We start from the raw sequence: 20,899 nt of genomic DNA, 5'->3' as shown, positions 1-20,899 counted from the left end.
AATTAAAACTGTTATAGCAGGATTAATGGGTCTCAACAGACATTTTGCTTCAAAAATCCTTCTATAAAAGGATTTTATTCCGAATAGGGCCGTGTCGGATATTAAAGTCGACCATACCAGGATTAATCAACCTCACGGAGTAGCGTTTTTTGCACCACATCCCAAAACGCCGCCACCAACGGCCCGGCCACGCTCGCCGGCCGCATCAATCCAATAGCCCAACTGGCCGCCGGGTCTTCCAGTTGCAATACGCGTACTCCGAGCACATCGACCACCGTGGAAGACGGCACCACCGTCCAGCCCACGCCCGCCGCGGCCAGCGTCACGCCGGAAACAAAATCGCGCACCGGCTGGATATCGCTGATGCGCACGCCCTGGCCCGCCAGAAAGGTCATCAGATGCGCGTGAAACGCTGGGGCCAACGTATGTTCGATCAGCACCAGGCGCTGCGCCGACAACTGCCGGAGGTGCGCGATATCGCGGTAGCTATCCGGCAGCACCGCCACAAAGCGCGCCTGCACCACCGGTAAATGCGGCCAGCCTGCGGGCGCGGGCAGGCGGCAGAAACCGACATCCAGTTTGCCTTCCGTTAATGCGCGCACGATGTGGTGGCTGGATAAATCGAACAATTCAATATGCACATCGGGGCGGTGTTTACGGAATTGCGAAATTGCGGCGGGCACCAGCGTTTTTGCGCCGATGCCAAAGCCGATGCGCAAGGTGCCCGCTTCGCCCGCCAATACCGCCTGTGCTTTGCGTTTGAGCTGGTCGATTTGCGCCAGCGCTTGTACGGCATCGGGCCGTAAGGCCGCGCCCAGTTCGGTCAAGCGCGTTTCGCGCGCGCTGCGCATAAACAGCGCGCCGCCCACGTCGTATTCCAGCCGCTGGATTTGTTTGCTCAGCGCCGATTGCGTGACATGCAATCGCTCGGCCGCGCGGCCGAAATGCAGCAATTCGCCCAAGACGGCGAATGCGCGCAAATCACGCAATTCCATGATGCCTGCCAGGAATCAATAAACCGAAAATATATCATTGGTCGGAATAAGCCGGCGCGGCGCATGCTGGCGGCTATTTTGTGATTCGCCATCCGGACCATGAGGAGCCCGCCATGCAACATCGCCAATTGAAAGACTTTCCCGACGGATTTTTATGGGGCGCGGCCTCGGCGGCGTATCAGGTTGAAGGCGCATGGAATGCCGATGGCAAAGGCGAGTCGGTCTGGGATGTGTTTACGCGTGAGCCCGGCCGCACTTTTAAAGGCAGCAATGGCGAAGTCGCTGTCGACCACTACCATCGCTACGCCGAAGATGTGGCATTAATGGCCGAAATGGGCATGAAGGCCTATCGCTTTTCGGTGAGCTGGCCGCGGATTTTTCCAGACGGCCGTGGCACGCCCAATGAAGCGGGCCTGGCGTTTTACGACAGGCTGATTGATGCGCTGTTGGCCAACGGCATTGAGCCAGTGCTCACGCTGTATCACTGGGACTTGCCGCAAGCGTTGCAGGCCGAATATGGCGGCTGGGAAGACCGGCGCATCATCGCGGATTTCGCCCATTATTGCGTGACGTTATTTCAGCGTTTTGGCGGCAAGGTTAAATACTGGGTGTCGCTGAATGAACAGAATTACAACCTGACCAATGCCTACCAATTGGGCACGCATCCGCCCGCAGTGCAAGATCGCAAACGCTTTTTCTGCGCCAATCACCACGCCTTTCTGGCTAATGCGACAATGATCGCGGCATTCCGCCAACACGTGCCGCAAGGCCAGATCGGCCCCAGCTTTGCCTATTCGCCCGCCTATCCCGCCTCCAGCGCACCGGCCGATATGTTGGCCTTTGAAAACGCTGAGGAATTTACCAACTACTGGTGGCTGGATACCTATTGCTTTGGCCGTTATCCCCAAGCGGCTCTGGCGCACTTGCAGGCTGCGGGCGAAGCGCCCGATATCCTGCCGGGTGACGAGGCCATCCTGCGCAATGGCCGACCCGATTTTATCGGCGTTAATTACTATCAAACGCTTACCTTTACCGAAAACAGCCTTGATGGCGTCACCATGCAACGCATCAATACCACCGGCCAGAAAGGCACTACGCCCGCCAGCGGCGTACCGGGCTTATATAAAACCGCGCCTAATCCCAACCTGACCACCACCAATTGGGACTGGAGTATTGATCCCACCGGATTGCGAATTGGTTTACGCCGCCTGGCGTCGCGCTATGCGCTGCCGCTAATGATTACCGAAAACGGCCTCGGCGAATTCGACCAACTGGAACACGGCAAAGTGCACGACAGCTATCGCATCGATTATTTGCGCAGCCATCTGCACGCCTGCCGCGAGGCCATTACCGATGGCGTCGATCTGATTGGTTATTGCGCCTGGTCTTTCACCGATATCCTGAGCTGGCTCAATGGCTATCAAAAACGCTACGGCTTTGTGTATATCGACCGCGATGAGACCGATGCCAAAACGCTGCAACGGATTCCGAAGGATAGTTTTTATTGGTATCAGGGCGTGATTGCCAATAATGGGGCGGATGTTTGAATGCGGAACACCGCGCCGAGGAATAAGCCGGCCCGATAAGGCTGGCTTGAACTCGGCGCAGTGTCGCAGCGCTGGGCCCACCGCCCGTAACCCCACCTTGCCCTGCCGCCTCATCGCCACCTTTAATTAACCCAACCACAAAACCAACCATTCCCCGCTCGCGTCCTCCATCTTCCGGAGTTATCGCATGCGAGTTGCCACGCGCTTTCCCTTCCTGCTTGTCCATTCGCCTAAAGCATCCTTACCGCCAGCGATCCGGACTGCGTGGAGCCACCGATGAGCGCCCCCGAAGCCGTCAAGCGCAGCAAAAACCATCTGCTGCTGATGTTGCTGCTGGCGGGTCTGGTCATGCTGGGCGGCCCGTATTTACTGGCTTGGCAAGCGCTGATGCCGCCGTTGCGGCCGCATGCGTGGGTGGTCCTGGCGTTGGCGTTTTCCGGCATTGTCATCAAATCGCTATTGGCGATGTTGATGGGCGGTGATTTCCGCTATGACAAGGCCGGTTATGACATGGCCATCCTGTCGTTTGGGGGCGTGCTGACGTGTGCGGCGCTGCAACTGGTGTCAGAGGAAGATCTGTATGCCGGCCTCGATGCGATCTCGTTTTTAAAATTCATGTCGGCGCTGGGCGTGTCGGCCAAGTGGCAGCACACGGCCCTGTTGTTTTTCTTGATGGTGGTTAGCCTGGCGGTCACTTTGTTTTGCGCGTTGGGCGTGGCCGATACCGAAAAAGGCAAGCCCAACCCGCTGTGGACGGCGTTTGGCATGGCGTTCGGGCTGGGGCTGTTGGGCGCTTATGCGTTGGCGATGATTGCGAAGGGGTAGCGCAGATGTGGTTCATCCTGCTGTTTATGCTGGTGGGGTTTGCGATTCCGCTGGCCGCCGAAATCCACGTTAAAGGTCGCGACAATCTGCTGACGCGCATGGGCGAGCAGATCGTGCATTCCGATGCGGGCGAGCGCGTGCGCCAGACGGTGGGGATCGGCGCAAGCTGGGTCTACGGCGCAGGGCTGCTGCTGCTGGGGACTGCTGCAGTGGTGCTGGTGTTACGCGTGCTGGGCTGGGTGTTGCGCCTGGTCTTTTGAGCGCCAGCGCGGGCGCAGATCGCGTTGCGTCCCGACCGATGGCGGCCCTTCTGCGGAGAGGTCCTGGGTTTCGCCTGCGCAAGCCCTGGCTACATTAGCTTCCATGCGGATCTGGCCGGTGTACGGCCCTGATCTCACACCTTTCAATAAGCGGTATTCAGGGTATTCGAGGGCAAACCTGCCGAAAGGCAGCGACGCAAAGCCTCCGGCCTGTCGCGTGCAAACGCTACGGTAGCGGGGTCGCCAGTGGCAGGGCGCGGGCCATCCAGCAAGGGCCGGCGTGGCTGTCGCCACTGTTTTTGCGCCATTGCTCCCGGCCCGACTGGAGCAATGTGGCCATGCAAAAATCATCTTTCGAGTTCCGTCCCACCCCGTTGGCGCGGCTGATGCCGGGCGTGTGCATGGCGTTGTTGCTGAGTGCCTGTGGCGGCGATGGCAGCACCGATACCGCCAGCAGCGCGGGCCAGGCCAGTGCGTCGCTGGCGACCGGCAACACCACGCTGGCGCTCGAAAATGTGGCGCTGCCCGAGACGCTGACGGCGCAAACCGCCGAGCCCCTGTTCCATCTGGCCCCGGTGCTGCTGGATAGCCCGGCCGATGCCGATACGGCGGCGGGCGAGCAGGCATCACCGCATCAGCAAACCGTGGCGGCCGATCTATCCGATGTAGACACCACGCGCTTGACCGTGCAGCAAATGCGCGCGGGCCGCTTTATGCGCGCCACGCAAAAAGCAGCGGGTGATGCGACGCCAGCAGCCTCCACCAGTACCGCCGTGACCTACAATCCGGCGCAAATCCGCGCGGCCTATGGCATGAGCGCGCTGTCCACTTCCACGTCGGGCCTGAGCACCGCGCAAGCCGCGGCATTGGGCGCGGGCCAGACCATTTATATCGTCGATGCGCAGCATGATCCGAATGCGGCGGCGGAGCTGGCGACGTTTAATCAGAAATTTGCGTTACCCACATGCACCACCAAGGCCATTGCCGCGACCACGGCATTGCCGTTGGCCACGGCATCAGCTAGTGCGTGTGAGTTCTCGGTGGTGTACACCACGGCCAGCGGCACGATGACGGCGACGGCGCCAGCGTATAACTCGGGCTGGGCCACGGAAATCGCGCTGGATGTGCAATGGGCGCATGCGATTGCGCCGCTGGCACGCATCGTGTTGCTGGAAGCGCCCGATGCCTCGCTCAATAGCCTGCTGGGCGCGGTGAAGGTGGCCAATGCGATGGGGCCGGGGGTGGTGTCGATGAGCTTTGGCGCCAACGAAGGCAACTGGACCAGTTCGGTGGATAGTGCGTTTACCGTTAACAAGATGACTTATCTGGCGGCCACGGGTGACAGTGGCGCGGCGGTGTCGTGGCCTGCCGTGTCGAGCAATGTGGTGGCGGTGGGCGGTACGTCGCTGACGTGGTCGGGCACGGGCAGCCGTTCCGAATCCGCCTGGTCGGGCACCGGTGGCGGCGTGAGCGCGTACGTCAGCACGCCCGCTTATCAGAACAACAAAGTGCCCGGCCTGGGCACGCCCGCGCATCGCAGCGTGGCCGATGTGGCATTCAATGCCGACCCCTATACCGGTCAGTACGTGGCAGTGTTGGCGCCGGGTGCGACCACGGCCAGTTGGGTGAGCGCGGGCGGCACCAGTTTGTCCACACCGCAATGGGCTGGCCTGATTACAGTGGCCAACGCCTTGCGCGCGGCGGGCAGCAAAGCGCCGCTGGGCGCGCCGCATACGGCGTTGTATCAGCAGATCGGCGCGGTAGCGGGGACCTATGCCAGCGTGTTTGCCGATATCACCAAGGGGTCGGACGGCACCTGCAGCACCTGCGTGGCCAAAGCCGGGTATGACACCGTCTCGGGCCTGGGCACGCCCAATGTCAGCAGCTTGCTGTCCTCGCTCTCGGGGTCGACGGCGGCAACGCCTGCGCCGGTGGTCACCGCTGCCAGCATCAGCGGCACGGTGGGCACGGCATTAACATTTACCTTGTCGGCCACCGGCGCCAATACGCTCAGCTATAGCCTGAGCGGCGCACCCGCAGGCATGACGGTGAACAGCAGCGGCACGGTCAGCTGGCCCACGCCCGTGGCCGGTTCGTATGCCGTTACCGCGACGGCCAAAGACAGCGTGACTGGCCAGACCGGCAGCGCGGTGTATGCGGTGACGGTGGCCGCCGCCCAGCCGCCACTGGTGAGCAGCGCGACCATCAGCGGGCGTCCGGGCACGGCCCTGAGTTTCCAGGTGGCCGTCAGTAGCAGCAATCCGGTCACCTATACGCTGGCGGGCGCGCCAGCGGGCATGACGATTTCAACGCTGGGCGTGATCAACTGGGCATCGCCGGTGTTGGGTAATTACGCGGTGACGGTCACTGCCAAAGACAGCAAAACCGGCATCACCGGCAAGGGCGTGTATACGCTGCAGATTGCCAATGCCGGCCCGGTGATTACCGCCACGGGTTCGACTGGCGTGGCGGGCACGGCGCTGACGGGCACCATCGGGCTGGCCGATGCCGGCGCGACCTGGTTGCGCATCACCATCGACGGCGCGCCGTTGGGCATGACCTTTGCCATGAGCGGCCCGACGCTGATCTATAGCTGGGCCAAGCCGGTGGCGGGCAACTATCCGCTCAAGCTGACGGTGGTGGATAACCGCGGGCTGACCACGCAAGCGACGGTGCTGGTGGCGATCAACGCACGCTAAACCCCGGTTGTGCCGCAAGCAAGGGATGATGTGACAACGCCCGGTTCGCGCCGGGCGTTGTATTTGCAGACTTCTACAGCGAGAGGAATGGAGAATGCGCGCGATAACAAGTTGGGCAATTCAGGCGCTGGTGTTGGCGCTGGCGGGCGGCGGAGCGCAGGCCGCCAGCACTACGCCCGAGCCGGTGGTCACGCCGCCGCATGTGGTGATTCCGGTAGCGGAACCGCCGGATACGCGGCCTGCTTCTGCGCCTGCTGCAGCGCCCGCGCATCGACGGCATCATCACGCGCGGCCCGCTTCTGCCGTCACGCAGTCACCGGCCTCCTAAAGCGGCGGAATGGCCAGCAATATCGGGTGCTGTTCCACCGCCGCGGCATAGGCGGCCAGAGCCGGATAATCCGCCGCTTTCACCACGTCGGGCTGCATCTGCTGCATAAACGTCCAGGCGGTGGCGATGCTGATGCTGGCCAGATCCAGCGTGCCGTCAAACGCGGGCCGCTGTGTGATTTCGCTTTCCAGCCCACTGCACGCGGCCAGCAACTGGCTGCTGACGCGCGCTATCCACGGCGCATGCCGTTTCTCAGCCGGGCGTAGCAATTCTTCGTAAACAATCTGCACGGTTTTTTCATTGGCGGCCAGGGCCAGCCCCGTTAGCCGATAGAGATCGATGCTGGCGCTGGCTGCTGCGGGCACCAATCGTTCTCCCCGCCCGGACAGCCGCATCGCGTAATCAATAATCAGCGTGGAATCCATCAGCGTGCGGCCGTCATCCAGCACCAGCGTGGGCGCTTTCACCACCGGGTTGATGCTGTGAAAGCGATCGAAGTGGCGAAAGACGGATACCGCTTCGTGTTCATAGGCGATATCCAGCACGCGCAGGCATACCGCCGCGCGGCGCACATAGGGCGAATCCAGCATTCCGATCAACTTCATGGCAGGGCTCTCGTTAGTTTGACTTGGTGGTGGCGCAATCGGACCATTGCGCGCCGATTTGCCAGAAGGCTTGAAGTGCGGATAGTGTAGGCACTCTCGTTGCGGCCCACCAGCAACGATGTTTAACGCTATACGTCAGGAAATCTAACATGAGCCAGCTACCCCCTTTAACCGCCCTGCGTTGTTTTGAGGCCGCCGCGCGGCTGGGCGGCGTAACGCTGGCGGCGCGCGAACTGCATGTGACGCACTCGGCCGTCAGCCAGCAAATCCGCATTCTGGAAGAGTTGATGGGGGTGGCGCTGTTTGTGCGTGAGGCGCGCGGGCTCAAGCTGACCGAAGCGGGCCGTTTGTACGCGCTGGATATCCGCGTGCATTTGCGGGGCCTGGCGCAAGCCACCCGCATGGCGCAGGCGCGGCCACATCACAGCGAACTGGTGATTGCCACGCTGCCGTCGTTTGCGCTGCACTGGCTGCTGCCACGCATGGGGCGCTTTCGCGAACGGCATCCGTTTTATCGCGTTCGTTTTCAGACCAGCCTGGAATTACAAGACTTGCGCCATGGCATGGCCGATGTCGGCATCCGCATGGGGCAGGGCCACTGGCCGGAGCTGGAACAGCAGCAGTTGTTTGATGATGAGCTGCTGGTGGTGGCGTCGCCGTTGTTTAACGCGGGCCAACTGCCGCAGACGCCGGCCGAGGTAGTCAGCAGCACGATCATTAGTAGTCATGATGCGGCATGGGATAACTGGTGCCAGCACGCAGGCGTGAACAAACCCGACGGCGCGCACGGCTGGTCGGCCAATGATTCCAATATCGTGCTGAGCGCCGTGCGCATGGGCGAGGGCATCGCGCTGGAGCGGCGCAGCCTGGTGGCCGATGCGCTGGCGCGGGGCGAACTGGTGCAGCTGACCGATATCCGCGTGCCGTATCCCTACGCGTACTGGCTGGTGTGGCCGGTGCGCGATGTGGCTAATACCAAGCAGGTGCACTTTGCTGAATGGCTGCAAGAAGAAGTCGCGGCTTATCTAAACCAGACTTGATGTGGACTTGGGCGGGGATGCCGGGCCCCGCCCTGCCAGGCCATCAAAAAGTTTGCAAAGCCGGCTCGTGACGCCGCGCTTTGCGATTCTTTGCTTTGGCCTGGCACGGGGGGCCAGGCGGGGGCGCCGCGCCCCGGCTTATGCCGGGAAGTCCGTGCTGGCGGCCAGATCGCGCCATTGCGCCAGTTCGGCGCTGCGGCTGTCGATCTTGTCTTGCGCGATCTTCACCGCGTCCGACCCGACCGGAAAACGCATCGGCGGCGTGGCGGCGTTGGCCAGTTGCAGCACCACCGCCCCCAGCCTGGCGGGGTCGCCCGGCTGTTTGTGATTGCGCGTGGCGTAACCGCTGGCCAGATGGGCCGCAAATTCTGCGTAATCGGGCACCGTGTGCGTGGCGTAATGCGCCGAAGTCTCATGCAGAAAATCCGTACGGAAAGCGCCCGGCTCGATAATGGTGATCTTGATGCCAAACTGCGCGGTCTCCAGCGCCAGCACTTCCGAAAAGCCTTCCACCGCCCACTTGGTCGCGCCATAAATGGCCGCGCCCGGTGGTGCGCGCAGGCCGGCAATCGAAGACAGATTAAAAATGTGTCCGCTGCGTTGCTTGCGCATGACCGGCAATACCGCGCGCGTCATTTCGATCAGCCCGAACACATTGGTGGCGAATTGCTTCTGGATGGCGGCGGCGTCGATTTCTTCGAACACGCCCAACTGGCCGTAGCCCGCGTTGTTAACCAGTACGTCGATGCGGCCAAAGCGCGCCACGGCGGCTTCCACCGCGGGTTGCAGCTGCTCGATGCGGGTGACATCCAGTGCCAGCGCCAGCAATTGTTCTTCCGTTGCGCCCAGCGTGGCATGCAGTTGCGCCGGATTGCGCGCGGTGCCGACCACGCGGTCACCGTGGGCCAATGCCGCTTTGGCGATCTCGGCCCCGAGGCCCCGGTTAGCGCCAGTAATAAACCAGACCTTGCTCATGGAATGCTCCTTGCGTTGAAGTGCCGCCATGTTGCGCGCCGCAGGCCGGGCATCAATAGCTGGATACTGGCGGCTTCTTGCACAATACTGCCAAGCTGGTGGCCAGCCGCTTGCGCCGGTGCGCGTTGATCGGCACGCTGCGCAACAGGAGAAAACAATGACTCAACAGCAGATTCTCGACGAATTACGCGCTATCGCATTACGCCACGGCAAGGCGCGGCGCACGCCGACCGCTATTGCCAATCTGACCCTGATGCGCGCCGAAGCGCCCACGCCGCCGGTACAGACGGTGTATCAATCCGGCCTGGTGGCGGTCATCCAGGGCCGTAAGCGCGGCCGCTTTGCCGATGTCGAATTTGAATACCATCCCGCGCAATATCTGCTGACCACCGTGGATATGCCGGTATCGGGCGAGATTATCGAAGCCAGCCCGGAACAGCCGTATCTATCGATTGGCCTGACGCTGGACCCGGCCGTGCTGGCCGCGCTGATGCTGGACTTGCCCGATGTGCAATTGCCTGATGCTGGCATCGGTCTGGGCGTGTACCCGATGCACACTGACTTGCTGGAGGCCTTGTTGCGGCTGGTGCGCTTGCTGGACCGGCCGCAAGAAATCGGCGTGCTGGCGGCGCTGGCCGAACGCGAAATCCTGTATCGCTTGTTGCTGGATAACCCGGCGTTGCGGCAACTGGCGCAGATGGATAGCCGCATGGCGCAAATCAACCGCGCGATTGGCTGGATCCGCGAAAACTATGCGCAGCCTTTCAGTATCGAGGCGCTGGCGGCGGTGAGCATGATGAGCGCATCCAGTCTGCATCGGCATTTCAAGGCGGTGACGCGGCTGAGTCCGCTGCAGTTTCAAAAGCGCATCCGGTTGCAGATAGCGCGGCAGATGTTGGCGGGGCAGAGCACCAACGCAGCAGGCGTGGGCTTTGCGGTGGGTTATGACAGCCCGTCACAATTCAGCCGCGAATATCGACGCTTGTATGGCGAACCCCCGGCGCGCGATACGGCGCGTTTGCGTACGCAGCCGAATTTGCAGGCGGTTTGATCCCCATAGGGTGGGTCGCGACCCACCCTTCAAAGCCATAACCACGAGCTGCGACTTTGGCGCGCTGCTTTGGACGGTGGGTCGGGACGGGGACGCCCAGTCCCACCCTGATCACATCACGCTTTTGCGTAACGGAGCATGTGTAACCCATAGGGTGGGTCGCGACCCACCCTTCAAAGCCACCGCCACGAGCCGCTAGTTTGGCGCGCTGCTTTGGACGGTGGGTCGGGACGGGGACGCCGAGTCCCACCCTATGGGATCTCTCCCCAGGAGAGATCCTGGGCGGCAGCCCGGCCGCGCCTGGGTATCATCCGCTTTGCCGCGCCGTGCGGCCTTTATCCACTGCCCGGGATTTCCATCATGTCTATTTCTGCACTCGGTTCTGGCCTGGCTGGCATGCAAGCCTACCAAAGCATGGCCAATGGCAGCGCGGGCAAGGTGGCCAGCAGCAGCACCACGGGCGACACCGATGCGATGGCCAGCGGGCTGATTGGCGGCGTCGTGGCCAAGGACGGCTTTGCCGCAGCCGCCAAAGTGGTCAAATCGGCCAATGAAATGATCGGCACGCTGATCAACACCACCGCCTGATCCTGCGCGCCCGCCAACGCGGGCCATCCCCCTCTGCTTGATCCGCGCCGTCTCGCGCGCAATGTGTTCATCCCGCTATCAAACGCCGCCGCGTTGCCGGTGTGGGCCTGCAAACCCGCGCCCGCACCGCCTTGCGCGCCATCGCAAAACATACCGTTGGTCGGCCGCCCGGTATTTTTGTAGTGATCGATAAATTAATGCTTGAAAATTGCCCGATCGCCAACCATCATTAGCGCAACCGTAGCCCTCGGCTGCGGGACCCCATTTATTACAGGACATCCGGCAATGCGTACCTACGACAAATTGATCGCCACCATTTGCAATGGCCAGAAGAACGCGAGCTTGCGCGCCTCTTCTGGTCGGCCCATGGGCGACGTTGTGGTTGCAACGCCCGCTCGCGCAAGCCAAGGCTACTTTTAGCGCGACCGCCTGGTCTTCCGGACGGCCGCAGATCGTGCCATCCGGATGAGCCCAAAAAGCCCCGTATGGCACATGCCCTGCGGGGCTTTTTGCTGGATAAACCCATCATGGAAAACGACAGACTACGTAACATCGGCATCATTGCGCACGTGGATGCAGGCAAAACCACGACCACCGAACGCATTCTTTATTACACCGGTGAAAACCACCGCGTGGGTGAAGTGCATGACGGCGCGGCGACGATGGACTTTGATCCGCAAGAACAAGCACGCGGCATCACCATCAACAGCGCGGCGACCACGGTGTTCTGGCAAGACCATCAGATCAACGTGATCGACACCCCGGGCCACATCGATTTCAACATCGAAGTAAACCGGTCGTTGCGCGTGCTGGATGGCGCGGTGGTGGTATTCGATGGCGTAGCGGGCGTTGAACCGCAAACCGAAACCAACTGGCGTCTGGCCGACAAATACGCGGTGCCGCGTCTGGCGTTTATCAACAAGCTGGACCGCACCGGCGCTGATTTTTATCGCGTGCTGGAGATGATCCGCGAACGCCTGGGCGTGACGCCGCTGGCCTTGCAATTGCCCATTGGCAGCGAAGGCGAGTTCTCGGGCCTGGTTGATCTGATTGACCAGGTGGCGTTGACCTGGCCCGCTGGTGACACGCCGGGCAAAGTCGAGCGCAAGCCGATCCCGGACCAACTGGTGGCCGCCGCCAGAACATGGCGCGAGCAACTGATCGAAACCGTGGTTGAGCAAGACGACGCGATGATGGGTGCGTGGCTGGATGGCGTGGAGCCCGATGTAACGCAACTGCGCGCGGCGATCCGTAAAGGCACGATCGCTGGAGCGTTTGTGCCGGTGGTGACGGGTTCAGCGTTCAAGAACAAAGGCGTGGAACCGCTGCTGGATGCGGTGGTGGCGTATTTGCCGTCGCCGCAAGACGTACCGGTGCGGGCCGAAGAAAACATCGCAGCCGATCCGAAAGGGCCGTTAGCGGCCTTGGCCTTCAAGGTGATCCACGATGACCATGGCGCGCTGACGTTTGTGCGGGTTTACCGCGGCACGCTCAAGACCGGCGATGTGATCAGCAACGGTGACGAACGCGAACGCGTTGCCCGCCTGTACGAGATGCACGCCGATCGCAAGGTGGAAAAAGCCGAAGCCACGGCAGGCGCAATTGTTGCAATTGCCGGGCTGAAGCATACGGTCACGGGCGATACGCTCAGTGCGCTAGGCCACCCGCTGGTGCTGGAACGCATTGATGCGCCCGAACCGGTGATCGACGTGGCGGTGGAACCGCGTACCACGGCGGATCAGCAGAACATGCTGAAAGGCCTGCAGGCGCTGTTGTCGGAAGACCCGAGCCTGCGTTTGCGCCAGGACACCGAAGCTGGCCAGACGATTTTGTCAGGCATGGGCGAGTTGCAACTGGAAGTGGCGCTGGAAAAACTGCGTACGCGTTTTCGCGTGGATGTGCAGATTGGTCAGCCGCAAGTGGCGATGCGTGAAACCATCGGCGCGAGCACGGAAGTGCGTTATATGCACAAAAAGCAATCGGGCGGCCCCGGCCAGTTTGCCGAGGTGGAACTGAAGCTGGAACCGTTGCCGCGTGGCGAGGGCCTGGTGTTTGTCTCGGCCATTGCCGGTGGTGCGATCCCGCGCGAATTTATCCCTGCGGTGGAGCAAGGCGTCAAGCGCGCGGCCAGATCGGGCGTGGTGGCGGGTTTCCCGGTGGTGGATGTGCGCGTAACGCTGGTGGACGGGCGTTTCCATGCCAATGATTCTTCGCCGCTGGCGTTTGATCTGGCGGGCTTCTCGGCTTTCCGCCAGGCGCAGCAACAAGCGCGGCCGCAGTTGCTGGAACCGGTGATGGCGGTGGAAGTGGTGACGCCGCCCGATTATCTGGGCGACGTGATCGGCGATATCAACCGCCGGCGTGGTCAGGTGACCGAGCAAAGCAGTCGCGGCAGCAGCACGGTGCTGCACGCCGAAGTGCCGCTGAAGGCGATGTTTGGTTATATCGGCCACCTGCGGGCGATGAGCTCGGGCCGTGCCAGCTTCAGCATGCAGTTTGACCACTACGCGGTGGTGAATGCCCCGGCGACGGTGGCTGCGTAGTGCGGTAGGGCTGATGTTGACTGACATCGGCTCGACGTTCTCGTAATTGCATGTGACGATTTTGCGCATATGAAGTGACAAAAAACGGCCAAACAAACGTTTGGCCGTTTTTTTACGCCCGCAGCAAAACTTTCAGGCGGGCGCCACGGTTTGCGCCTGGATTGCGGTCAGGGCAATGGTAAACACGATGTCGTCCACCAATGCGCCGCGCGACAGATCGTTAACCGGCTTACGCAGACCCTGCAGCATCGGGCCCACGCTAACCACATGCGCGCTGCGTTGTACCGCTTTGTAGGTGGTATTGCCGGTGTTGAGGTCCGGAAAGATAAACACGGTGGCCTGGCCGGCAACCTTACTACCGGGCGCTTTTTGCGCAGCCACATCAACCACGGAGGCCGCGTCATATTGCAACGGCCCATCCAGTACCAGATCGGGATAAAGCTCGTGCGCCAGCTCGGTGGCCTCGCGCACCTTGTCCACATCAACGCCCGAACCCGACTTGCCGGTGGAATAACTGATCATCGCCACCTTGGGCGCAATGCCGAAGGCGGCGGCGCTGTCGGCGCTCTGGCGCGCAATCTCGGCCAGTTGCGTGGCATTGGGATTGGGGTTGATGGCGCAATCGCCGTACACCAGGACCTGATCGGGCATCAGCATAAAGAAGACTGAGGACACAATCGAAGAGCCCGGCGCGGTCTTGATCAGTTGCAGGGCAGGGCGCACGGTGCTGGCGGTGGTGTGTACCGCGCCCGACACCAGGCCATCGACTTCATCAACCGCCAACATCATCGTGCCCAGCGTGACGGTATCGGACAGCTGCGCCACCGCCATCGGCTCGGTCAGACCTTTGCTCTTGCGCAGTTCAACCATCGGCGCCACGTAGCGCGGCAGGATTTCTTCGGGGTCCAGAATCTCCAGCGAGGCGGGCAGCGTTACGCCTTGTGCGGTGGCTACGGCTTCGATGGTGGCGCGCTTGCCCAGCAGCACGCAGTGCGCGATGCCTTTTTCTTCGCAGATGATGGCGGCGCGGATGGTGCGCGGCTCCTCGCCTTCGGGCAGCACGATGCGTTTGGGTTGGGAGCGCGCTTTCTGGATTAATTGATAGCGGAACGCGGGCGGAGACATGCGCGTGGTGGCGGGCAGTTGCACGGCGTCCATCAGGCGCGCGGTATCCAGTTGCTCGGCCACGGTATCGAGCACGGCGTTCATACGCTCGTGATCATCAGCGGCCACCGCGGGCGGCACCAGCGTAATGCGCGCCGCAGTGTTATAGCTGTCGGTATGCGTGCGCAGCACCGGAATGCCGCTATTGAGCGCCAGTTGCGCCAGCCCCAGCACGCGCGGATCGGGCGCGCTGGAATGCGTCAGCAGCAAACCCGCCAGCGGAATGCCGTTGCTGGCGGCCAGCGCAGTGGCCAGCATGATGTCGTCGCGATCGCCCGCGCTGATGACCAGCGCGCCGGGCTTGAGGCGTTCCACCACTTCCGACACTGAGCGCGCGGCAATCACGGTTTCCATCACGCGGCGCGTGTTCAGTTCGCCCTCGATCAGGATTTCGGCATCCAGATGGCGCGCCACGTCCAGCGTGCGCGGCGCCATCAGGCTCGGTTCATATTTGATAACGCCCCACAGCGGCACGCCATCCATCTCGTATTGCGCCGACGCGGCGTCGAAGCCTTCGGGCGCTTTATTAAAGATAACGCCCGCCACATTACGACCTTCGTTGCGCAACTGCCGGCACGCCACGCGCGCTTCCGCGGCCGCACCCGGCAGGCTGGCATTGGCCACCAGGATGATCTCCGCCTGCAGACTGCGGGCGATGTCGTCATTCAGCCGCGCCGTAATCGGCGTACCGGCATCCACATGCAAACCTTCCACAATCAATACATCAGCGCCTTTGGCCGCGCTCATGCACAGGCTGACGATGTCTTCGAGCAATTCATCGATCTGCCCGGCCACCACGCGGGTGATCACTTGCGCAGTGGAGAGCGACTGCGGGCTGTCGATCAGACAGATGTCGCGCGCAAAGTGAGTGGAGCGTTCCACCGCGCCATGATCTTGCGCCACCGGCTTTACAAAGCCGACCTTGAGGCCCTGATGCTGCAACGCGCGCACCACGCCTAAAGACACGGAGGTCAGGCCGACATTCTGGCGGGAAGGAGCGATCAAAAAGGTTTGCATGATGAGTGTCCTGAACACGCCGGGGATGCGGCGAATTATAGATAGCGATTGTGTCGCTCACAGGCGGGGAGTTTACCGTGTGCGGCGGCCGCCATTGTGGCGTGGACGCTATGGAGAAACTTTGATCCAGATGCGCCTGGCACTGCATGTATCTGTACCGCGGCGGCTACATCGATAGACGCGCAAAAACGCCCCGTTTTATGTCAGTGCGCACCGTTTTTGCCCCCGCCGCGCAAACCACGGATTACTTGGGTTACAGCCGGAAACGATTTAGCTGTGGTCGGCAAGTATTTGTAATCCCGACACGTTCATCTACCTGACAGGTCGGTCAGGCTTGTTGCAACAAAAGCACAATTATGGTGCAACAAATTTGCCAAAAATGGCCTGTTGTCCTAATTTGGTGCGTCATATCAGAATTCAAACGATCATTTGCATTGTATTTTGCGCAAATCTTACAAATTTGTTCCGCATCCGTAATATCTTATATGCCAAATAGATTTTAATTTCGCAGACAAAATGTCTAAAAGATATTAACAAGCGCAATTGTCAACCCCCAATTAGCCATAAATTTTGCACCATACAAGTGCAATCTTCGGCCCCTTGTTCTGCCGCAACATTAAATAAATGTGCTCAGGTTTAAACAATAACCCATTGAAAATAATAGACAAACAAGTCAAAAACAGACCCTTCAAACAGTCGAAATGCCCCGATTTAGCCCTCATTTTTTTACGTGAGTGTTCCGTATCCGCAACACGTTTGTGTGTCATCGAGTATTAATTTTGTTGTGTAGCAAAAGATTCTGCAATTATGCCAACGCTTACACGGCAGACGGAACGGCAATGCCGGCAACGCAGGCCAACAGCCTGTTGTTGATCCGTTTGTAAGGATTAATGGGCTTCCATTTTTACCAAAAGTCAGGGGGCAGTGATGACTCACTCAAGAAAGAAACTGGTTGTGGCAATGGCCATGATTGGTGCGACTTATGCGTCTGCCGTTTATGCAGCGGACGATGACGCGGCATCTGTAGAACGCGTTGAAGTAACTGGTTCCAACCTGCGTCGTATCAGCCAGCAAGGCGCGCAGCCCGTTACCGTAATCAATACCGAAGAGCTGACCCGCCAGGGTATCACCAGCGTTGAACAGGCGATGCAAACCCTGTCGACCAACAGCTCGGCAATCACTTCCAACCAATCCGTAGGTCAAGACACCGGCGGCGCATCGTTCGCCGATCTGCGCGGTCTGGGCCAACAGTACACACTGGTTCTGCTGGACGGTCGTCGTCTGGCCAACCAGGCTATCGACGGCACTGCGGTCGATCTGAACGCGATCCCGCTGGCCACCATCGCCCGTATCGAAGTGCTGCGTGACGGCGCTTCGGCCATTTACGGTACCGATGCCATTGGCGGCGTGATCAACTTCATTACCAAGAAGTCGCTGCAAGGCGCCACCATCGAAGCCAACTTCTCGGATCCCCAGCACAAGGGTGGCATCCACAAAGAAGTCAGCGTGACCGGTGGTTACGGCAATCTGGCCGAGCAAGGCTGGAACGTCTACGGTTCGTTCAGCGCTTCCAAAGACAACGAAATCAAGACGCAAGACCGTGATTTCGCCATCAGCCGCCTGAGCCCGAACGGTGTATCCAACTACACCTGGCCGTTCAACTACGCGGACAACTCTGGCACGGTTTCGAACCCGACCGCGCCGAACTGCGCTCCGCCGTACTCGATCTACTCGGCGTCGAAAGAAGTTTGCCGCGCGCAAACCCCGCTGTTCTATGGTATCCAGCCGCAAACCAGCCAGATCACCGGTTTCGGCAAAGCGACCTACGCAATCAACGAAAACAACCAGGTTGCGCTGCAATACGTGGGTACGCAAACCCGTACCATGACCAAGATTGCACCGACTCCGCTGGCCGCTGATGTGCCGTACACCCTGAACCCGGGTGACAAGTACTATCCGACCGACCTGCCGGCTTTCCGCGAAGTCACCAGCACTGATCCGGATACGGGCGAAGAAACCACGACCAACGTTCAAGTAAACGGCAAGCCGATTACTCTCTACGGTCGTTCGATCCCGCTCGGCCCGCGTATCGACAAGGATGTTTCGACCACGCAACGTATCGTTGCTTCGGCTGAAGGCACCATCGGCGCCTGGGATTACCGCGGTGGCCTGGCTTACTCGCAAAACGAAGTGAAGCACTATCTGGCTGGCGGTTACCTCGATCCGGATCTGCTGCGCACCGCGCTGACCACGGGCACCATCAACCCGTTCAGCACCGACACCACCGGTTGGGATACGGTGTCGTTGGGCGGTCTGGTTGAGGACGACAAGTACAAGACCACGATGGCCGACTTCCATGTGGGTCGCGATCTGTTCCAGCTGCCTGCTGGCACCGTTCCGATCAGCATCGGTGTGGAAGCGCGTCACGAGTCGTTGAGCTCTGACTACACTGATCTGGCCAAGAAAGCGCTGAGCTCGGGCCTGGAAGATTCGGAAGATACCTCGGGCAGCCGTAATGCTCAGGCGATCTCGTTCGAAATGAACATCCCGATCGTGAAGAACCTGGATGCCACCATCGCTGTACGTGATGACCATTTCAGCGACTTCGGCAACACCATCAACCCGAAAATCGCGCTGACCTATCGCCCGGTTAAGGAACTGATGTTCCGCGGTTCGGCCAGCACTGGTTTCCGTGCGCCGTCGCTGTATGACATTTACCAGCCTGACCAGTCGACCTTCACCGCTGCGCCGTACGACGACCCGTTGCTATGCCCGGGCGGTAACGTCAATCTGGGCGCTGGCGGCAACAAGGCTCGCGATTGCGCGAACCAGATGCACAAGCAAATCGGTGGCAGCACCAACCTGGAACCGGAAAAGTCCAACTCGATCACCTTCGGCTTTGTGGTTGAACCGACCAAATCGCTGACGGCTAGCGTTGACTTCTACTGGACCCACATCCGTAACACCATCGGCGTGTTGTCTGAATCGGCCATCTTTGCTGATCCGGTCAAGTACGCAGACCGTTACGTGCGTGACGCTTCCGACAACCATCTGCTGTACGTCGTCGATAACACCCAGAACCTGGGTAACACCGAGATGTCCGGCGTTGACGTGAACGCGCAGTACACCTTCCCGAAAGGCCCGCTGGGTAACTTTGGCCTGACGTTCGATGGTTCGTACATCACCAAGTTTGACTATCAGCTTGAGAAGGGTGGCGAGTACTTTGGTGGCGTCGGCAAGTTCTCCGACTACAACAACGCCCCGATCTTCCGCTGGAAGCACAACCTGGCGCTGAACTGGTCGATGGGTCCGTGGAGCGCGATCATTGGCTCTACGTTCGAATCGGGTTACCACGACGAATATGAAGGCAATGACGTTGCCTCCTACACGCTGTGGAACACTTCGGTCACCTACGTGTGGCAAAAGAACCTGACCATCACCGCTGGCGTGAAGAACGTGTTTGACAAGGAACCGCCGTACTCCAACCAGGATTACATGTTCCAGGTTGGCTACGATCCGCGTTACACCGACTCCATCGGTCGTGCCTACTTCATCCAGGCTTCTTACAAGATGTAATTACGTAAGTTAGCTGATACGCCCGGCCCGCTTTTACAGGTGCCGGGCGTGCTTTCTGGAATTTCCGATTGCTTACCCAGACGGAAAGTGTGTCGAAGTATTAATCGGACTGCTGGAAATCCCTTAGTGACAAGGCATGCAAATTGCTTGTTTGATAGGCCTTCGCTCTGACAGGCCTCTGTTTTGTCGAGGGTATTTTTCAGTGAACTACACAGGTTGGGCCTTATCATGGCTAGTACGATGAAAGGATTTGGGTACAACGCCAAATCCAGAAGGGCCACTGGGTTGGTAGGCGTGATCATATTTCACGTCCTGTTGATCTATGCGTTGGTCTCCGGACTTGCGCAGAACGTGGTTAAAGCTGTTCAGCAAAAGGTGGAAGTCTCGATCATCAGTGAGCCGCCCCCACCGCCTCCACCGCCGCCGCCTCCCAAGATTGAAAAGGTTGTCGAAAAGCAGGTGCCGAAGCCGCAGCCGGTTAAACCGCCGCCGCCGGCCTACGTCCCGCCGATCCAGAACCCGCACCCGCAGGCAGACAATGCGCCTGTAGTGACCAGTCAGGCGCCTCCACCTCCGCCGGAACCTGCAGCACCGCCTGCGCCGCCCGCACCGCCTGCACCCGCTGGCCCCGTGTCGGCTGCTGGTAACTGCTCGGCCATGCCTGCGCCGGAATATCCGTCCAAGGCGCAAACCGACGAAATTGGTGGCGTGGTGACCGTGGTGTTCAAGACCGGTGCCGATGGCAAAGCCGAATTGCAGGATATTTCCTACAAAGGCATCCCGCCGTCGTATCAGAGGTTGTTCAAGGCTGCAGTCATTGCGTCGTTCTCGGATTACGCATGCACCCCGAACAAGCTGTTGAAGCGTGAAATCGGCTTTCACACTGAATAATTGATTATTTGATTCCGCCCGATTCCCACAAGGAATCAAGTTAACGAGGTTATCCAATGACTTTCCGTATTAGCTCCAAAGTGTCCCGCGCTGTTGCAACTGTCGCTGGTCTGGTCGCAATGCCTGCCGCATTTGCAGACACGTCCAACCCCTACGGCATTGATGCGCTGTGGGCCAACGGCGACATCGTCGCCCGTTCCACCCTGTGCATTCTGCTGATCATGTCGGCTGCCACCTGGTATGTCGGCATCGTCAAGCTGCTGGAACAACGCCGTCTGATCAAGCAAGGCCACGAACTGCTGGCCCTGCAAGGCCTCGAACTGCAACAACACGCCGCCAACGAAGACGACGAAGGCATGTACAGCCACATCGCCAAGTCCGGCGTGGAAGCTGCGCGTGAACACAAAGGCGAACTGAGCGCCCGCGTTGATCTGAACACCTGGGTTGGCATGGCGATTGGCGATGCGCTCGATAGCGCCAGCCACCACATGCAAGGCGGCCTGTCGGTGATCGCTACTGTCGGTTCCACCGCCCCGTTCGTGGGTCTGTTCGGTACCGTGTGGGGTATCTACCACGCGCTGACGGCTATCGGTATTGCCGGTCAGGCGTCGATCGACAAAGTGGCAGGCCCGGTGGGTGAGTCGCTGATCATGACCGCCATCGGTCTGGCTGTGGCCGTGCCTGCGGTGCTGGGTTACAACTGGCTGGTGCGTCGTAACAAGCTGGTGCTGGATCAGGTTCGCGTGGTTGCTGGCCGTCTGCACGCCAGCCTGCTGAACAACCCGGTACGGTAAG

The 20,899-nt window shown here is 60.3% G+C and carries 16 protein-coding genes and 1 riboswitch; of the genes, 12 read left to right on the top strand and 4 right to left on the bottom strand.

Annotation, left to right across the window (positions count from 1 at the left end):
• Nucleotides 1–122: 122 nt before the first annotated feature.
• Complete coding sequence (locus tag WG78_RS07765) at nucleotides 123–995, bottom strand: LysR family transcriptional regulator (RefSeq protein WP_053937232.1); 873 nt, start codon at nucleotides 993–995, stop codon at nucleotides 123–125.
• 113 nt (nucleotides 996–1,108) lie between these two features.
• Here WG78_RS07765 and WG78_RS07760 point away from each other — a divergent pair, with 113 nt between their 5' ends.
• From WG78_RS07760 to WG78_RS07740, 5 genes are all read left to right on the top strand, one after another.
• A complete protein-coding gene (locus tag WG78_RS07760) occupies nucleotides 1,109–2,542 on the top strand; it encodes a glycoside hydrolase family 1 protein (RefSeq protein ID WP_053937231.1) in 1,434 nt (477 codons plus the stop codon).
• Between the two features lie 276 nt (nucleotides 2,543–2,818).
• Nucleotides 2,819–3,367, top strand: a complete 549-nt coding sequence (locus tag WG78_RS07755; protein ID WP_053937230.1) for a hypothetical protein — start codon at nucleotides 2,819–2,821, stop codon at nucleotides 3,365–3,367.
• A gap of 5 nt (nucleotides 3,368–3,372) precedes the next feature.
• Complete coding sequence (locus WG78_RS07750) at nucleotides 3,373–3,627, top strand: hypothetical protein (protein ID WP_053937229.1); 255 nt, start codon at nucleotides 3,373–3,375, stop codon at nucleotides 3,625–3,627.
• Between the two features lie 161 nt (nucleotides 3,628–3,788).
• A riboswitch (cyclic di-GMP riboswitch) is annotated at nucleotides 3,789–3,875 on the top strand.
• A 90-nt stretch (nucleotides 3,876–3,965) separates the two neighbouring features.
• A complete protein-coding gene (locus WG78_RS07745) occupies nucleotides 3,966–6,326 on the top strand; it encodes a S53 family peptidase (protein ID WP_201782393.1) in 2,361 nt (786 codons plus the stop codon).
• Between the two features lie 94 nt (nucleotides 6,327–6,420).
• Nucleotides 6,421–6,654 (top strand): hypothetical protein, encoded by a 234-nt coding sequence (locus WG78_RS07740; protein ID WP_053937228.1) that lies wholly within the window; start codon nucleotides 6,421–6,423, stop codon nucleotides 6,652–6,654.
• On the opposite strand, the gene WG78_RS07735 is transcribed toward WG78_RS07740, so the two are convergent.
• The gene (locus WG78_RS07735) at nucleotides 6,651–7,259 is read right to left on the bottom strand and encodes a glutathione S-transferase (RefSeq protein WP_053937227.1); all 609 of its coding nucleotides are present in this window, start codon (nucleotides 7,257–7,259) and stop codon (nucleotides 6,651–6,653) included. The two genes, WG78_RS07740 and WG78_RS07735, sit on opposite strands and share 4 nt — an antisense overlap.
• A gap of 149 nt (nucleotides 7,260–7,408) precedes the next feature.
• On the opposite strand from WG78_RS07735, the gene gcvA reads away from it, so the two are divergent.
• Nucleotides 7,409–8,299, top strand: coding sequence for a transcriptional regulator GcvA (gene gcvA, locus WG78_RS07730; protein ID WP_053937226.1), 891 nt, complete (start codon nucleotides 7,409–7,411; stop codon nucleotides 8,297–8,299).
• Nucleotides 8,300–8,437: 138 nt separating this feature from the next.
• Here gcvA and WG78_RS07725 read toward each other — a convergent pair whose 3' ends face one another.
• Nucleotides 8,438–9,274 (bottom strand): oxidoreductase, encoded by an 837-nt coding sequence (locus tag WG78_RS07725; RefSeq protein WP_053937225.1) that lies wholly within the window; start codon nucleotides 9,272–9,274, stop codon nucleotides 8,438–8,440.
• A gap of 157 nt (nucleotides 9,275–9,431) precedes the next feature.
• On the opposite strand from WG78_RS07725, the gene WG78_RS07720 reads away from it, so the two are divergent.
• The 3 genes from WG78_RS07720 (at nucleotide 9,432) to fusA (ending at nucleotide 13,456) form a co-directional block, all read left to right on the top strand.
• Entirely contained in the window at nucleotides 9,432–10,325 is an 894-nt protein-coding gene (locus WG78_RS07720) for an AraC family transcriptional regulator (RefSeq protein WP_053937224.1), read from the top strand.
• A gap of 360 nt (nucleotides 10,326–10,685) precedes the next feature.
• Nucleotides 10,686–10,913, top strand: a complete 228-nt coding sequence (locus WG78_RS07715) for a hypothetical protein (protein WP_152969113.1) — start codon at nucleotides 10,686–10,688, stop codon at nucleotides 10,911–10,913.
• Nucleotides 10,914–11,440: 527 nt separating this feature from the next.
• A complete protein-coding gene (gene fusA, locus WG78_RS07710; protein WP_053937286.1) occupies nucleotides 11,441–13,456 on the top strand; it encodes an elongation factor G in 2,016 nt (671 codons plus the stop codon).
• Nucleotides 13,457–13,588: 132 nt separating this feature from the next.
• Here the strand turns inward: fusA and pta are convergent, their stop codons facing one another.
• Nucleotides 13,589–15,637: a phosphate acetyltransferase gene (gene pta, locus WG78_RS07705; RefSeq protein WP_053937222.1), complete on the bottom strand. Its 2,049-nt coding sequence runs from the start codon at nucleotides 15,635–15,637 to the stop codon at nucleotides 13,589–13,591.
• 927 nt (nucleotides 15,638–16,564) lie between these two features.
• Between pta and WG78_RS07700 the strand changes: the two genes are divergently transcribed.
• From WG78_RS07700 to WG78_RS23310, 3 genes are all read left to right on the top strand, one after another.
• The gene (locus WG78_RS07700; RefSeq protein WP_083458857.1) at nucleotides 16,565–19,213 is read left to right on the top strand and encodes a TonB-dependent receptor; all 2,649 of its coding nucleotides are present in this window, start codon (nucleotides 16,565–16,567) and stop codon (nucleotides 19,211–19,213) included.
• Between the two features lie 228 nt (nucleotides 19,214–19,441).
• Complete coding sequence (locus WG78_RS22670; protein ID WP_161805083.1) at nucleotides 19,442–20,104, top strand: hypothetical protein; 663 nt, start codon at nucleotides 19,442–19,444, stop codon at nucleotides 20,102–20,104.
• Nucleotides 20,105–20,223: 119 nt separating this feature from the next.
• Nucleotides 20,224–20,898 carry a MotA/TolQ/ExbB proton channel family protein gene (locus WG78_RS23310; protein ID WP_201782392.1) on the top strand — a complete coding sequence of 225 codons (675 nt, stop codon included), beginning with the start codon at nucleotides 20,224–20,226 and terminating at the stop codon, nucleotides 20,896–20,898.
• The last annotated feature ends 1 nt before the right edge of the window (nucleotide 20,899 follow it).

This window comes from Amantichitinum ursilacus (assembly GCF_001294205.1).
Classification (GTDB): Bacteria; Pseudomonadota; Gammaproteobacteria; order Burkholderiales; family Chitinibacteraceae; genus Amantichitinum; species Amantichitinum ursilacus.
The sequence above is the reverse complement of the archived record's forward strand: the minus strand, read 5'-3'. Positions and strand labels throughout refer to the sequence as shown.